Below are 15,504 nucleotides of genomic sequence, written 5' to 3' on the forward strand. Positions count from 1 at the left end.
TGGATACTTCGGTTCGTTTTGTGCCACCCATTTCGGAGTTATAGTGCCAGGCATTTCGGTTTGATCTGTGCCACTTTTGGCGGGCGGCCCGATCCGTTTCGGTTCGTTTTGTGCCAGTGATATCGGTTCGATCCGTGCCACTTTGAAAGATCAAGTAACAATTACCTTGTCGCTCAAAAACAAGCGATATGGCCAATACACTTGATCCGATGGACCTAAAACAGATTATTTCCCTTCACCTCGATGGGCTGAGCAACCGCAAGATAGGTGCCACCCTAGGGATATCCCGTAACACGGTGAACAGCTATATGCGCCTGTTCGGGGCCTGCGACCGCTCCCTTAAGGAATTGCTCGCCCTTGACAATGGGGCCCTGGAGGCACTCTTCCCATCCCATACGACCATAGACAATGTTCGCTACGACGAGCTCATGCGCTGTTTCGAGGGGATCAACAGGGCCAGGAACCACCCCGGCTTCACCTTCCTCCACCATTACCAGGATTATGTCGGAACGGCCAAGGATCCCTATGGCTATACCCAGTTCCTGGAACATTACCACCGTAAATATGCAAAGATAAAAGGCTCGATGAAGCTCGAGCACGACCCCGGCAAGGAACTGTTCATCGACTTCGCGGGCAAGAAACTGCATATGGTCGAGAGGGACACAGGGGAAGTGGTCCCGGTGGAAGTGTTCGTGGCCATCCTTCCCAATAGCCAGTATACCTACGTGGAGGCCTGCAGGAGCCAAAAACGGGAGGACCTGATCGCTTGTTGCACCAATGCCCTGAACTATTACGGTGGCGTGCCCAAGGCCATTGTATCGGACAACCTGAAATCCGCGGTGACAAGGGCGAGCAGATATGAGGCGGACATCAACCGGAGCTTCAAGGATTTTGCCCGGCACTACAACTGCGCCATAAACCCCGCCCGGGGGTATTCCCCGCAGGACAAGGCCCTGGTGGAGAACGCCGTGCACCTTGCCTATCAGCGCATCTATTACCCGATGCGGGAAATGGTGTTCTTCTCCCTGGCCGACCTGAACCGGGAGATAAAGCGCCTGTTGGTGGCCTATAACGGTCTATTGTTCAAACGCAAGGAGGCCAGTCGCAGGGAACTGTTCCAATCCGTGGAACGGGAATACCTCAAGCCCCTGCCCGGGAGTGCTTACCAGCTAAAGGACTATCGCAGGGCAAAGGTCCAGAAGATGGGCTATGTGTACTTCTCCCCGGACAAGAGCTATTACAGCGTCCCCTACCGTTATATCGGGAAGGAGACCACAATCCACTATACGGGTTCCACGGTGGAGGTCCATTACCACCAGCGGCGGATCGCGCTGCACGGGCGCCACCCGGAAAAGGGCAGCTATAATACCAAAAAAGAGCACCTGGGCAGTACCCATAAATATTATAGCGACTGGAGCCCGGAGTTCTTTAAAAGGAAAGCGGCCCGCCATGGCGACCATGTGCTGGGCTGTGTGGAGACGATACTGTCAAAGGGGGACTACCCGGAGATAGGATATAAACGGGCGATGGGGGTCATACAGCTCCATAGGGCCTACGGTTCGCAACGCCTGGACAATGCCTGTAAAAGGGCCCTTCAGGCGGATGCCGCCACCTATATGCGCATCAGGAACATCCTGAAGAACAACCTGGACAAAAGCTCCCTGTTCTACAGGGACCTGGAAGAGGACAAGAGCCACATCCCGGACCACGGGAACATACGTGGCGCCTCCGCTTATCAATGATCATTAACTTAAATCCGATATATTATGAACAATGAACAGACGATCGAAAAACTCAAACAGATGCGCCTTACCGCCATGGCCCAATTGCACCAACAGCACGTAAGGGACAACGGTTCGCCCGACATTACCGCGGACGAATACCTGGCCCTGCTCACGGACCACCAATGGGAGGACCGCCAGAACAGGAAGATCCAGCGGCTGCTCAAACAGGCGGGGTTCGCACAGTCCGCCAACCTGGCCGAGGTGAAACATGACCAACAGCGCAACCTGGACAGGAACATGTTCGCCCGCCTGGGGACCCTGGATTTTATGGCCCGCAAGGAAAACATCATCCTCACAGGGGCCTCGGGAACGGGCAAGAGCTATCTGGCACAGGCACTGGGCCACCAGGCATGTATGATGGAACACAGGGCCATATATGCCAATACGGCAAGATTACTTAAAAAACTGAAACTCTGCAAAGTGGACGGCACCTATCTAAAGGAACTGGACAAGCTCCTGAAAACCGACCTGTTGATCCTGGACGACTTTGGCCTGCAGAGCTTTGACAACCATGCCCGGGAGGCCATGATGGATATCATAGACGACCGTTACAACAAGGCTTCCACCATTATAGCTTCCCAGATACCCGTATCGGCTTGGTACGATATTATCGGGGAAAGCACAATTGCCGACGCCATATTGGACAGGATAGTGAACTCCTCCCACAGGTTGGACCTAAAAGGGGAAAGCTTAAGAAAAGGAATTTTAAAAAACGATTGACACATTTTTTTGTATTATTGAAGGATCTTTCAAAGTGGCACTGTTTGACCGAAACAGGTGGCACCATCACTCCGAAATAGCCAAAGGGTTGCCATTATTGGCAATAATCAAACTTTCTTCTTCTAATTTGATCAATACTTTTTTTGGCTTCTGTGTATCACACTCATCATTGGCGTTTTGAATCATTTCCAGTAATTGCCTACCATTGTACTCGTCTATGTTTTTGTTTTCGTTGTTATAATCCTCAACTATACGTAAGGGTGACTGCAAGTACTCCCTTCTCCGTCCTTTAATAAGCTCTTTTATGGCTTTGTTGTCAATATGCCTGTCTTGGTTGGTTAGTGTTTTGTGCATATTCCACCAATTTTATTTGAGCTCTGCCACTTTAGCCAGTTCCACTTCTTTTAATTTTAGGTGTTCCACGGATAGTTTGCCGCTGATTAATCGAGGCAATAAAAGGTCGCGAGTTTCCTTAAGGGCTTGGTTTTTATTTTTCAATAATTTGATTTCCTCAAAAAATGGAATGATAAGACCTTCAAAATATTTAAGTAATTTCTCAGATGGATAAATTAATTTTAGCTTGTGTATGTCTTTAGAATAAACATGTGGTTGTGCCGCACCTCGTTGTAAATGAAAAACTTCAGCTTGTCTAGTTTTGAAAGTGCAGTAAAAGAAATAAAACCATTTGGACATTTTCGAATCCAAATATGAACAATCCGATACCCAAATATCTTCAAAATACAGGTTTACAAAACCAGCATTGGCACCTGAAGAACTAATTGTTATTGTTGGAGAACATGTGTTTGCTCGGTTATGATAGTATGCAGGGTTTAAACCTCCAGCCACGACAGGAATATTACCTTCTGTAACCGTTGACTTAGTAATGATTTTCCCCTTTTTTAATTCTACTAAATCTTGAATCTTTCCTTCCTTCCACCCCTCAGGAATAGCTCCTTTGGTGCCGTGCGGAACTTCATTACCCTTTTCATCAAAAAATTTGGTGTTTTGATACCCCGGAAAACGAAAACGTACGAACCACTCCTTGTAGATTTCCTCGGCCATTTCCTCCGACAACGAGATACGTTGGTTGTTGTTTTCTATTAAATCATCAAAAGCTGAAAGAATGGAGGCTATTTTTTTTTGAGTTTGAAGGTTGGGAACATTTATCTTTATAGAATTGAATGCTCCATGAGGTAAGTCTGGCTGTGCTGCGCCAGCTGCCAGTTGCTGAACCCATTTATATGTTTTTGGGGATTTCAAAAACCAAAAGAGATAATCTGGGTTAAGAACATCTTCATCTGGCTTAACTTTAAAACAGTTGTTGTGTACTACTCCATTTTGATTTCTAAAAACCAATCCCACCTGTCCCGTTCTTGAAAATATTATATCTTTTTTGTGTGCAATATTTTTTTTGGGAACCTTTTCTTTGTCAATGTAAATTTCTTGCCTATTATTAATCATATCTCCTATCCTTAATAAAGGCAATCCCTTTGCTGTAACCAAGTGACTAGTTTTTGAATTGATTACTTGACCTTGACTTAATGTTACTATGTCTCCAATTTTGTGTTCCTTAGTCATCAAAGAGATTGTTTAAATTGTTTAAAACCAATTTCTCCAATTCAACTCCATTTGATATTAAAGTCTCCAATAACTGTTTTCTTTTGTCAATGCATGAAATGAACTCTTCATTTGTCATTTTATCATCTTCAATCTCTACACCTACATATCTACCCGCATTTAAGGAGTAATCTTGCTCTTCGATATATTCGGTTCTGTTCGCCATTTTGCACAAGCCCACGACATCTTCATATTTGGCTTCTGGGAAACGGGTTTGCAACCAGTCTATTTGCTTATTCCAATACCCCAATTGTTCTGTGGCTTCTTGGTGCACTTGCAGAGCTTCTTCCAAGAACCTATCCGCTTTTGCCAAATTGTGACTACTCCAAGCCTGGTCGCTTTTTAACTTTAAGTATTTGTCTGCTATTTTATGGAGTTCTACCAACTTGTTTACATCCGCTTTTAAAACAGTTAGGCGTTCTACATTGTTTTCTACCTCTGTTTTTAGGGCAGCTGCCCATTGTTTTTGGGCGTTGTTGTCCAAGGGCAGTTTCTGTGGTGTTTCCACTGTATCAACTCTAGTAAAACTGGAGAGCTCAAAATTTTCCAGTTCTTCAATAAAGCTGGCCTCCTTTAGTGCTTTGGTTTTTGCAGGGGTGCGCTTTTCGTTCTTGGTGACCGCTGTATATGCATTTAAATTGCGTATTAGCTTGTTCAACTGTTCTTGTATCCCCGCCAAGGTTGGCTCGATATTTTTTTGGGCATTAAAAGCATTTGCCATATAGCTAGCGATTAATTCCAAATACCGCGCAGTTTCACCTCGGTACAAACGCACAATGGCCGCAAGGTTTTGTTGTTGCTCCGGGGTCCACTCCCTATGCGCCCTGTCTATTTGGTTAAAGACATTGCGGGCATCCAAAAATAAAATCTTATCCTTTCGGTCCGAATGCACCTTTGTCTTGTCAAAAAACCACAAAGTGGCGGGTAGGGTTACGGTTAAAAACATATTGGAGGGCATGCTCACCATACAATCCACAATACCACTGTCCACAATTTTTTTTCGGATTTCATATTCCGCATTGCGGGCATCGGAAGCAGAATTGGGCATTACAAATCCTGCTCGTCCATTGTTGTTCAACGATGTGGCAAAAAGGGAAATCCACAAATAGTTGGCATCCGAAATTTTATCGTTCTTTTTGCCTTTGTTCTTGGGAAGGCCGTATTGGTAAAACCGTTTATCATTCTTAACCGTGCTCTCCTTTACCGATTTTACATTGAACGGCGGATTGGCCATTACAAAGTCGAACTTACCATAGCTCTCATAAGGGTCGCTATCGTAAGAGTTGGCTTCGGTAATCTCGCCACGAAGGTTGTGTACCAATAGGTTCATTTTGGCTAAGCGAACAGTTTCGCCCATATACTCCTGTCCGCATACATAAATATCCTTTAGGTTGTGCCCTTCATGGGCTATAAAATCCGCTGATTGCACAAACATACCCCCAGAACCACAAGCGGGATCGTAAATTTTGCCTTTGTAGGGTTCTATCACTTCCACAATAAAGCGAACCACGGAGGTCGGGGTAAAGAACTCTCCCCCTTTTTGGCCTTCGCTCATGGCAAACTTGCCTAGAAAATACTCATAGATCTTCCCAAAAATATCACCCGAAGCATCTTTGGGAATATCCGAAAAGGCCTTTAACAGCCCTGGAAGGATGTCGTCTTTTTTCTTTTCAATATCAAAATAGGCATCGGTGGGCAACACATCTTGAAACTTGGCATCTTGGTATTGTTCTATACCTTTCATGGCATCGCGCAGGGCTTCCGCTCTTTTATTGCCCTTCAGTTTTAGAAGATGGTCGTACCGCGCATTATCTGGCAAGTAAAAACCGCATTTGGCCAAGGCTATTTTTTGAATGGTCTGTTCCATTCTTGTGCCTTTGTTCTTTTGGTATTCCTCAAGAATAGCCGGTTCGTGTTGGCTATATTTGTTTTCTGCGAATTTGAGAAAAATCAATCCGAGTACCGGAACCGCATAGTCGGACGCCTTTAAGCCACCGTGTGCTCTTAAAGCATTTGCGGAATCCCACAGTTTGTTTTCTAAATCTTTTAATTCTTCGTTCGTCATGTATCTATCAGTTCTACTTATATGTAATTAGGGTAATTTGTTTGGACAAAAGCAGGAAGCCATCCTAAAAGCTCTAAAAGTGCGTGCATATTAGAGTTAAAAGGCACTTTCGCGATTTCATTTTCATTGTCATGAGAGTATTTGTTCACAGAAACCATGATTTTTCTAAAAACAGGCTTTATTTCCTGATCAATTGTAACCGGACAAGTAAAGGTGTTTCGACTTATAGGGTCACGGACATTTCTATTCTCCATGTATATACAACACCATTCCAAATTTGGCCTGTTATCTTGTAAAGGGTTAAAAAATTCATCTGGAATACAAGGAATAGGGTCGTTCAAAGACTTAAATATCAACTCCAACAAACCTCTTTGATTATTGATGTTTTTCTTGCGAAAATCATTTGCCTTATGGCATTTGATAATATCCATTAACAAAGTTGCACTTCTACTGGGCAAAATACCTAGATTTATTGCCTCAAAGGCTTCTTCATACTCATGTCTGATTTGCGTTTCCACTTGCCCTAGAGCAAAGTCTTTAAGGTCTCTAAAAAGCCTTTCATTATCTTCAGCAACTCCTTTCTTATAATATTCTGGAACAAAGGCATCAAAAACTTCATCATTAAAAAATTTGGCTTGACCTGTCAAGACAAATGGCTTGAATATCTTTGGTATTTTTGATAAACGATCAATTGCTACAGGTAAATTCGATAGGCTTTCACTTCCGGCAACATCCGTTTCATTTTTGAAGAATTTTGCATCAAAAAGAACAGCGTCGTAAAGGTTGTAATTAGCCTCTAACTCAGTTAATCCATCAGTTGATTTATAGCCAACAAGTTCTATTCCTTTAGCCTTGGCTAGAACCTTAAATGGGTTGAGTTTATCATGTTCATCATCCAACCAGAAAACTTTAAGTAACGGCATAGGTTAGTCATTTATAATTATTGGAAATTCAAATTTGAATCTTACAGGGTATATTGTGTCCTCATTCAATAAAAGCTCCCACTTATCATTCTTAAAATAACGAGCTATCCTGTCTATATCATATCCGCCTATTCCCGTACCTCCATTCTCGAAATTTGAAGTTGAATATTTTGCTGTAAAATTCGATTTAGAAAAATTTTCGGGAAAGGGTAGTCCATTATTACGAATATCAACAACAAGTCGATTGCCTAAAGTTTCGTCAACGACTACAGTTAGATCCACTACAACTAAATTTTCTTTCCTTTTATTACTAAATCCATATTTGTGAGCATTATTGAATATCTCCTCAATCAAGACTTGAAATAATGTTCGATTACATAAAATACCTAATTTCCGTTTATTCTCAGATGTAATTCCTTCGAGTTTTAGCTTAAAATTAAAAAGACCTGTATCGACCTGTTCAATTATTTTTTGAATTTCAATAATGGGAACATTCTCCAAGGGATAATTCTCCAAAATGAGTCCATTTTCTCCTTTTTCCAAAAGTTCACTCATATAATTGACATTGCTTTTCAAAGCTCGCAAAGTTTCCTCGATATTCTGACCACTTAAGTCCCTATACTTAGTGTTGATTTCTTTGAAATCTTCTTTATTGTTTTCTAAAAACAACAGCAGTATTTCTGCGGAAGACAATATATTCTGTCTTGGTGTACCCAAAGAATGCTTCAAGGAGGCAAACTCATCAAAGTCTTTTACCGTTATTCCATGTTCAAGGGCATTTCTCTCCTCTTGTAGTCTTTTAAGTTTGTTCGATAATTCGACAATTCCTTCAACCTTTGCCTTCTGAACCTCAATTGACTCTACAAATCTGTTTTGAAAATGTAAATCTGGGATACGTATAACTATATCCATTAAGTCTTTTCTCCTAATAAATTGCATAACTGCACCTACTCGGTAAGCTCTTAATTGATCTTGAATATACTCCGAGGAAAGTTCGTTAATGAGGTAGGTTATGTCTATGATTGACTCGTCAATTCTAAGAGAAACAATATCAGGACTGATTAAGATTGGTTTTCCTTCATATTTGAAATATGTTGGTTTTAAGGTTTTCCATTTTAAGCTTAACAATAAACAAGATTCCTCTATTAGCTTTCCAGACCGCGTTACATTTGCCTGATCAACATCTTCAGCTTTAAGGATAAAGTCCAAATTATCATCCTTAAGGTCTTTAACGCGAACTAGCGGAAATTCACTTTCACCATAGCTTTCTAATTGATTATTATTTAATCCATCAAATGGTCTTGCCTTAATGAAATTGGAAAAATCAGAAAACTTAACCCCTTCAATTTCTGGTAGAAAATATCTAAACACATTAAGGTTAAAATTCTCAGCTGCGATCTTTTGATTAGATACTTTCCTAGATGCATGTCCATCAGATACTGATTCAAGCTCTTTAATTAACTTATCATAGTTCAGTTGATTTTGCTTTAAAACTCCTTCTTCTTGAAATTTGGTTGCATCTATCAGATGAACCGAATTAAAAGTTGCTTTGTCTTTATTAATAATTACAATAGCAAAGGGAACCCCTGTATTTGAAAGAAGCCCTCCTGGAAATGATATTACAGTTTCCAGAATATCATTCTCCACTAACATCTGTCTTAGCTGTAAACTTGGACGCGAAGACCTATGCAAAAAACTTGTTGGAACGATGCTTATAAGACGCCCAGATTCTGTTAAATCCTTAATTCCATTACTAATCAAGAACTCCTCAACAAAGGGTTTTCTGGAACTAATATTGATATCAGGATTTCTTAATTTCAAATTAAATGGAGGATGAGCAATTATTAAATCATAATTTCTATTGTCTGGATTCCATTGGTTAACAGAGTCTTCACGTTTTAATTGAAAATTGAACTTGCCATGCGCAATCATCCTTAGAATACCAATAGCCCATGTTTTTTTATCAATTTCCTGCCCATAATATTCCTGTCGTGCATCCAATACTATTCCAAAAGAACCCATGCCAGAAAACGGATTATAAATGGTTCTTACCGGCTTTAAATCCACAAGTCTTTTAAAGAATTGTGTTAATTCCTTTGGCTGTATTGATTCCCCTGCCTTTCGCCCTTCGGAACTGGAAATTCTGTACAATAAATCATCAAAGATTTGAGAGTAGTTCATTAAGAATATTGGTCTCTCAATTCCTCTCAAAATCCAGAGAATTTCATTAAGCGCCCTATCCGATAATGTTTCAATTGTTGAATGGAAAACATCATGAATCTGGTAATATATCTCGTCGTTATAAGAACCTTTAAAAATAGAATTAGAAACTCGGTATTTTAGTTCCTTCTTGAATAGGTTGGCGTCAAGAAAAACATTTTCTACAAGCTTATCTTCACTTATTAAAGAAATAAAATAGAAAACAACATAATAACTACCTGAATCAATTGGCTCGTATCTTAGAATATCAATAATATGCGAGAGCTGTCTTTGTATCTGATTTATTTGTATGTCCCTGTCAATGCTCATTCAATATCTCTATGTGATTTTTTACTTTACAATAATATTAATTAAGTGTGCACTCTTTCTGCTCTTTTGATAACATTTGAAACTTATAATAATTCTTTACTTTGCTTTTAATCCAGAATTAAAACTTGGTAATTAAATTGGAGTTACATCTGCTGAAGTTGATAAAACGGTTAAATACAAAAAGGTCAACCTTCTCCCCTGACCTTACGCCTAAAAACGATCTCGGTGGTGAACCGAGCGACCAGATGCCGAAAAGTCAACCTTTAACAAAGATGTCCGGTTGGGTGAATGCAATCTACAAAAAATGGTCCTATTACCTTAAGTCCGAAACGCCTCCCAGCATCTTCCAAGACATAAAGTTAGAACTATTTTACTTTTTTTAACCTTAAGTCAGTATTGGTAATATATCGCTTAAGCAAAGTAGTGTATTTCACACCCTCCGTTGGGACCTCTATGAAGTAGTAATTAAATAAATATGAGTCTCTTTTCTCTTTGGGCTTCCTCATCCATAGGTCTTGATTCACATACTTCGGGAAGAACTCTAATACAAACTTTTTAGTAAAGGTTTTTCTCTCGGAGAATACCGTATCATACTCCAATCGTTTGGTGTGATGAACATATGGTCTGAACCCATGGAAGAGAATTTTAGCAATGTCAGCGATAGTATACATAAAAAACTAGAAGATTCTTAATTAGGCTCTAAAGCTAAGATAGTGTGTGATACAATAATTTGGTATTACTTTTAGTGAAAACTTGGTTCAATCAACGTGCATGATTACGTTTTTGGAAGTACAGATAGTTTTTTAATCAAGTCTGAAAGAACATCGTCTTTAGATTGTTGCTTTTCATTTCTAATGTTATTCCATTTTTGTTTCATTCGATTCCTATTCAACTCACTTAACTTTTCAAGGTCGGACATTTGGTTACCTTCCTTAAAACGATTGTTATTTCCCCCTATAATCAAATTACCCATTATGACCTTGTTGTAGTTTTTTAAAGCATTTGACCGCATTTGAGCGTGCAATTTTTGACTAACTATCCCTTTCCGGGGATGGTATCCAAAACGCTCTTTGTATTCATTGGCACTAATACTATGGCGGCTATTTACGTGCTTCAAGAGTTTGTCATAACCAACATGGCAAATTTCACAAACAGGTTGGCCTTTTATATTATAAAGAGGTTCTTTATAAGCTTTCATGGTACGGAGGATAAAAAATTCTTTAAAATTTAAAACTTTAGACTTACCTACAGTAAAGATACACGTCTAAATTTTTCGGTGGACAAGCATTTCAAAATGTTGTTATACAACATATTAACAATAAAAAAAGTCTATTCAATTTACTATGATTTCATCATAGTTCATTCGCCTTTTTTGGTCTTAAAGATATTACTCCACCGTATCTGAAAGCTTATGCAAACTGTCAAAGTAAGGGTAACTAGAACACGTACACACATAACGGCGTATCAGCTGAGTCTCTGTCCATAGTAATATTGTAAAGAGGGATAAATCGAGTTTTTTATAGCAAAATTTATGTAAGCAAGAAAAAAGGGCTATGAATTGATTTCATAACCCTTTGATTGTTAAGTGATCGCGGAAGGATTTGAACTCCATCCGCTACCCCTTATTTTTACTGACTTTTACCTTGCTAATGTTTTGTGACTAACCGAATTACAGACCGTTTATGGTATTCTGTCTTCGTAGACTACAAAATTAACCATAAAATATTAAACCACCATAAATGAATTATAGTATAATCAAACAGAGAATTATTTGCTCACTTTCATCCGCCGCAGGTTGTATGCATTGACCACCCTATCCACTATCAAATGGGTAATTCTTTTCAAATAAAAATTAATTGATGTCTACAATTGGTCTTTCTGTATGAATATTTTGCTTTTCTTTTTAAGAAATTCTAATATCCCCAAATAATCATTAACCTCAACTAGTTCAACAAAATTGGAATCAGTTTGACAGTAAACAAAAAATTGCTCTTTTTTTGAAAAAGGTATTTTCAATTCTTTTAATCGAAGTGAATCGTTGAACAAATACCTAAACTTCTCAAATTTAGTGGCCTGTTCACCTTTTTTGACTAAATTTCTGAGTTTTTTCGTTCTTCCCGATGCTCTATTTAGAATTTTATGCAAATTGATACTGATTCCCAATCCAAAGTAGTGTCCGTACAAATTGATGAACTTTCCATTATCAGCTTCAAACAATTTTCGCTCGTTTTGGGAAAGAACCCTTACATCGGCATTGGGGAGCCCCAAAGAGGAAGCGTTAATGTCTTGTTGCAACTCTAATCCGGATATGTCCTTGTCCAAGATTCCGGTAAGATTATATGGTTTAACAACAACTTCATCCAGTTCGTTGACAAGTTCCTCCAAATTTATCCTCAAACTGTCAGAGTATAAAATGTCCTTTGTCACAACCAAATATTTAGGCTTTAGTTGAACAGATGAGAATAACAGTGTGTCGCTCAATACAACATTAATAGAAAAATCTCCTTGTGAATCGGTTATGGTTCCCCTGCCGCTAGTAAGGTTTAGTACGTGTACTCCTTCAACCTCGTTATTGAGACTTATTATTGTGCCGGACAGCAAAGGACGGGACTCTTGACCAAATCCAAGAAAGACGGTGAAGAACAATGCTGAAAAAACGATATATCTCCTAAGAGTGCCCAATTTTTCTTTTTCGATTTTTTACATATGAAAATACAAAACTAATAACGGTAAAATAAAATATAGCAGGTAATATGAACCTATACAAATCCGAGAATTTTGGTTTTGAGCGTCCCGCAAATATCTCGGATAAATAAACGAATATATTTCTGGGCAAATCTATTATACCATTGGGGTCATAAAGCACTATTCCGCCAAGTACAATTAAAATAAGTACTTGGCTGGTCAATGCATAAAACAGTAAAAACAAATCTTTGCCGCACAAGCGACGAATAGGTGCTTTATTTCGAAAAAAAGTTTTCAATATCCTATTTGATGTCATCCTTAGGTTTGGTACGCCGATCATATCCGACAACACCCAATATCCATCGTAGCGGAGAAAGGGGTTCAAATTGGTCAGCAACGACAATGATATGGCCGAACTAAACACTAAATAATCATTAGTTTGAGTTATATAGAAAATCAAAACCAATATAGTGGCTATTAGTAATTCTATGTAGATTCCTGATAGATTTACGATTACTCTTTTATACGGTTTTAATTTCCAGATATCTGAAACATCGGCATACATCACGGGTGAAAGTAGATAAAACCCGAATCCAATATCGCCGAATTTTGCCCCAAATCGATGACAGGCCGCTGCATGCCCCATCTCATGGAAAAACAGTACAGTTCCAGCAAATAAAAAATATAATACCCATTGACTAAAGCTGAGATTTTCAAGACCTATTTTGACCGAATCAAAATGGACAATTAGTGTTCCAAAAACAATCAAAGAAAAGACCGCTAATAAAAAATAAAATAATTTATCCGAGAACAAAGGGGATATAAGCCTTACAGCTGGCAAGATGGTCTTACTCTTTATTAATGTAAAACTCAGTTTTAAATATGAGGGTTTTCCTATTCTCTTAATTTCAACGTTGGCCGACTCTATAATTCCATATGGGGCCAAAGTGCCAAACAATAAATTGTCAAGAAGATTTGCAGATACTCCTTTGTTTATCCCATAAAGCTTATTGATTTTCTCAAGATTACGTTTGCCATCTACTAATTTAATTATGTCCAAAGTATCCTTGTTAACATTTATACGATGTCCATATTCTTTTTGCTTTATGATAAACTCATCTTTATCAAAAGGGAGGATTTCAATATTTGTTGATAAAACTGGTATTTTATTTTTAACGTCCATTTAGGCTCGCCTTGTAGTTTTCCAATGCAACAAAAGATACAACAGAAGTGAACACTCCATTAAAGTCTTTAAGGACAATGTTTGTCCCTTTATTACCCTCTTTCCATTCATGGACTTGCCTTTCAGGATATAATACATCTGGTGAAGGTATTTTCATAGAATAGTTCCCACCCCAGGAGCCATTCTCAAGTTGAGCGTTTAATAAAATTTCCGACAATAGTTTATCGGGCGAATTGTCATATTTAAAAATATCCTTGGACTTAATTGTACTCAAAAGACGCAACGCCACATAAAATATATTACTTGCCCTCTCACTAGTGGCGTTAGAAACTTTATTCAATTCATTGCAGCAAAAATTGAATATCTTTTCATTCATATTGATACAACATGCCAAAACCAAGAATGAAATCGCATAATCCCTGCTAGTCCACCAGTATGGTATTTCGTGAGAATCCTTAAGCTTATCAATTAGAAATAATTCCAATTTTCGTTTTTTATCGTTATTGATACCTAATTGACAAAAAACTAAATATGCAACTGCACTGACACAAAAGTGTGAACTTAACCAGCCTTCAACATTCTGAATGTGCTTGCTATTTAGGGATGCTAATAGCTCTCTTTCATTTCTATAGGTGCAAAACCCCCCATCTTTATTTTGAAAACTGAACCATTCTTCTAGCTCGCTTTCACGGAAATCAATTCCCATAGAATGTAAGGCAAGTATTGTAAAGGAAGTAGAGTCTGCATCTGGTATCCAGTTTGAATTATATCCCCATAAATTCTTTCCTTCATAGCGATTGGAAATTAAAAATTCCGTTGATTTAATCAGATCAAGCTGGGGCTTATACCAAAAAGATAAAAAATAACACACAAAAGAAGTAGTCCATACATTGCTGTTTCCTGCATCATTAAAATAATCTATCCAACTCCCGTCTTTTCCCTGAATCCCTAATAAATATTGTAAGCCCTCAGTATCATCTTTCTTTCTTGACTCTTTATCCAATAGATCTATGTGTTCAGTGGCCAAGGACTTGTTAAACGTTATATAACCATTTATATTTAGCTCATTAATTGTAATTGTGTTTTGCATCCGCTGTAATTCATCTTGCCATCTGGGTATTTTATAATCCCCCACCATGGCAAACGCTCTCAAAATATGTTCATGAGCCTTGGAATACAGATTACCAGCCACACCTTCCAAATACAGTAGTTTTTTTTGGTCTCCTAAACTATATGATTCTATGTTGTCAACTTTCTTTCCTAAGTAGTTTTTTGAAATATTGAACTGCCCATTAATATGGTCTTCCTCATAATCTGAAATATCATCCAATATTTGAAAGGCAACATAAAAATCTTTGTGTGATTTGAGAACGCTTTGGTATTCATTTCGATAATGTTTTCCCGTAAGGACAAACAGGGCGTCTATCGCTATTTTTCCAAAAGAAGACTTATAATCACATAAAACCTCATATTCGCCAAACGAGAAAATATTGTGGCTTTGCTTGTCCAACCTGTAAGCTTTAAGGTATTCAAGCTTTCTTTTGCCCCATATATGCCAAAATAGAGAATCTTTTTCAAAGAAAGTGCATAGTATCTTGATGGTTTCTTCCTGACAAATATTAATTGTTAGAAAGTCATTAAAATTTGATGTTTCTTCTTTATTGTCAAAAATATCGTCCATCAAAATAATAGACCGATAGTAAAGAAACCCCGCTATAGATAGCATTTCCAGTACCTTTTTATCGGAGAAATCAAAAGCTGAATCAAAAAGATATGGATAATATAAGTAGTAATCAGGATTGTTCTGGATAAACTTTTGAAAGCAAATATTCTCTATTACTTCCTTGGGATATCCGAGCCCGTCCAAGTATCGTTGAATATTTTCAAGCGATTCTTTGAAAAGATTGTCATTTCTGTAATCAAAAAAATATTTTGTGCTTATCAACTAACCGCCGTTTACGTAATTTCTTTTTTTGAGTTCTTTTTCTATTAAAAACC

11 protein-coding genes are annotated in these 15,504 nt (G+C 38.5%); 2 read left to right on the forward strand and 9 right to left on the reverse strand.

Translation table 11 applies throughout. The features are described 5' to 3' along the window. Window positions 1-209 precede the first annotated feature (209 nt). Complete coding sequence (gene istA, locus EO132_RS04810; RefSeq protein ID WP_235856376.1) at window positions 210-1,742, forward strand: IS21 family transposase; 1,533 nt, start codon at window positions 210-212, stop codon at window positions 1,740-1,742. Window positions 1,743-1,766: 24 nt separating this feature from the next. Further along, window positions 1,767-2,504 carry an IS21-like element helper ATPase IstB gene (istB, locus tag EO132_RS04815; RefSeq protein ID WP_127136784.1) on the forward strand — a complete coding sequence of 246 codons (738 nt, stop codon included), beginning with the start codon at window positions 1,767-1,769 and terminating at the stop codon, window positions 2,502-2,504. A gap of 66 nt (window positions 2,505-2,570) precedes the next feature. Here istB and EO132_RS04820 read toward each other — a convergent pair whose 3' ends face one another. From EO132_RS04820 to EO132_RS04860, 9 genes are all read right to left on the reverse strand, one after another. After that, window positions 2,571-2,858 (reverse strand): hypothetical protein, encoded by a 288-nt coding sequence (locus EO132_RS04820; protein ID WP_127136842.1) that lies wholly within the window; start codon window positions 2,856-2,858, stop codon window positions 2,571-2,573. A gap of 12 nt (window positions 2,859-2,870) precedes the next feature. Beyond that, window positions 2,871-4,082: a restriction endonuclease subunit S gene (locus EO132_RS04825; RefSeq protein WP_127136843.1), complete on the reverse strand. Its 1,212-nt coding sequence runs from the start codon at window positions 4,080-4,082 to the stop codon at window positions 2,871-2,873. After that, a complete protein-coding gene (locus tag EO132_RS04830; protein WP_127136844.1) occupies window positions 4,075-6,186 on the reverse strand; it encodes a type I restriction-modification system subunit M in 2,112 nt (703 codons plus the stop codon). Before EO132_RS04830 ends, EO132_RS04825 begins: the two co-directional genes overlap by 8 nt. Window positions 6,187-6,203: 17 nt before the next feature. After that, window positions 6,204-7,109, reverse strand: coding sequence for a hypothetical protein (locus tag EO132_RS04835; RefSeq protein WP_127136845.1), 906 nt, complete (start codon window positions 7,107-7,109; stop codon window positions 6,204-6,206). A 3-nt stretch (window positions 7,110-7,112) separates the two neighbouring features. After that, entirely contained in the window at window positions 7,113-9,638 is a 2,526-nt protein-coding gene (locus tag EO132_RS04840) for an N-6 DNA methylase (protein WP_127136846.1), read from the reverse strand. 775 nt (window positions 9,639-10,413) lie between these two features. Beyond that, window positions 10,414-10,836, reverse strand: coding sequence for a MucR family transcriptional regulator (locus tag EO132_RS04845; RefSeq protein ID WP_127136847.1), 423 nt, complete (start codon window positions 10,834-10,836; stop codon window positions 10,414-10,416). A 665-nt stretch (window positions 10,837-11,501) separates the two neighbouring features. Next, window positions 11,502-12,320, reverse strand: a complete 819-nt coding sequence (locus EO132_RS04850; RefSeq protein WP_164732274.1) for a carboxypeptidase-like regulatory domain-containing protein — start codon at window positions 12,318-12,320, stop codon at window positions 11,502-11,504. Beyond that, window positions 12,307-13,506: a zinc metalloprotease gene (locus EO132_RS04855; protein ID WP_127136849.1), complete on the reverse strand. Its 1,200-nt coding sequence runs from the start codon at window positions 13,504-13,506 to the stop codon at window positions 12,307-12,309. The genes EO132_RS04850 and EO132_RS04855 overlap by 14 nt, the downstream gene beginning before the upstream one ends. Continuing rightward, entirely contained in the window at window positions 13,496-15,451 is a 1,956-nt protein-coding gene (locus EO132_RS04860; protein WP_127136850.1) for a prenyltransferase/squalene oxidase repeat-containing protein, read from the reverse strand. Before EO132_RS04860 ends, EO132_RS04855 begins: the two co-directional genes overlap by 11 nt. Window positions 15,452-15,504 lie beyond the last annotated feature (53 nt).

Origin of the sequence: Flagellimonas oceanensis (assembly GCF_003992595.1) — a bacterium.
Taxonomy (GTDB): domain Bacteria; phylum Bacteroidota; class Bacteroidia; order Flavobacteriales; family Flavobacteriaceae; genus Flagellimonas; species Flagellimonas oceanensis.

What these genes read in the sequence shown, in the direction of transcription:
- EO132_RS04820 (WP_127136842.1), bottom strand. Translation starts at nt 2,858, where the DNA reads ATGCACAAAACACTAACCAACCAAGACAGGCATATTGACAACAAAGCC.
- istB (WP_127136784.1), top strand. Translation starts at nt 1,767, where the DNA reads ATGAACAATGAACAGACGATCGAAAAACTCAAACAGATGCGCCTTACC.
- EO132_RS04855 (WP_127136849.1), bottom strand. Translation starts at nt 13,506, where the DNA reads ATGGACGTTAAAAATAAAATACCAGTTTTATCAACAAATATTGAAATC.
- EO132_RS04845 (WP_127136847.1), bottom strand. Translation starts at nt 10,836, where the DNA reads ATGAAAGCTTATAAAGAACCTCTTTATAATATAAAAGGCCAACCTGTT.
- istA (WP_235856376.1), top strand. Translation starts at nt 210, where the DNA reads ATGGACCTAAAACAGATTATTTCCCTTCACCTCGATGGGCTGAGCAAC.
- EO132_RS04835 (WP_127136845.1), bottom strand. Translation starts at nt 7,109, where the DNA reads ATGCCGTTACTTAAAGTTTTCTGGTTGGATGATGAACATGATAAACTC.
- EO132_RS04825 (WP_127136843.1), bottom strand. Translation starts at nt 4,082, where the DNA reads ATGACTAAGGAACACAAAATTGGAGACATAGTAACATTAAGTCAAGGT.
- EO132_RS04830 (WP_127136844.1), bottom strand. Translation starts at nt 6,186, where the DNA reads ATGACGAACGAAGAATTAAAAGATTTAGAAAACAAACTGTGGGATTCC.
- EO132_RS04840 (WP_127136846.1), bottom strand. Translation starts at nt 9,638, where the DNA reads ATGAGCATTGACAGGGACATACAAATAAATCAGATACAAAGACAGCTC.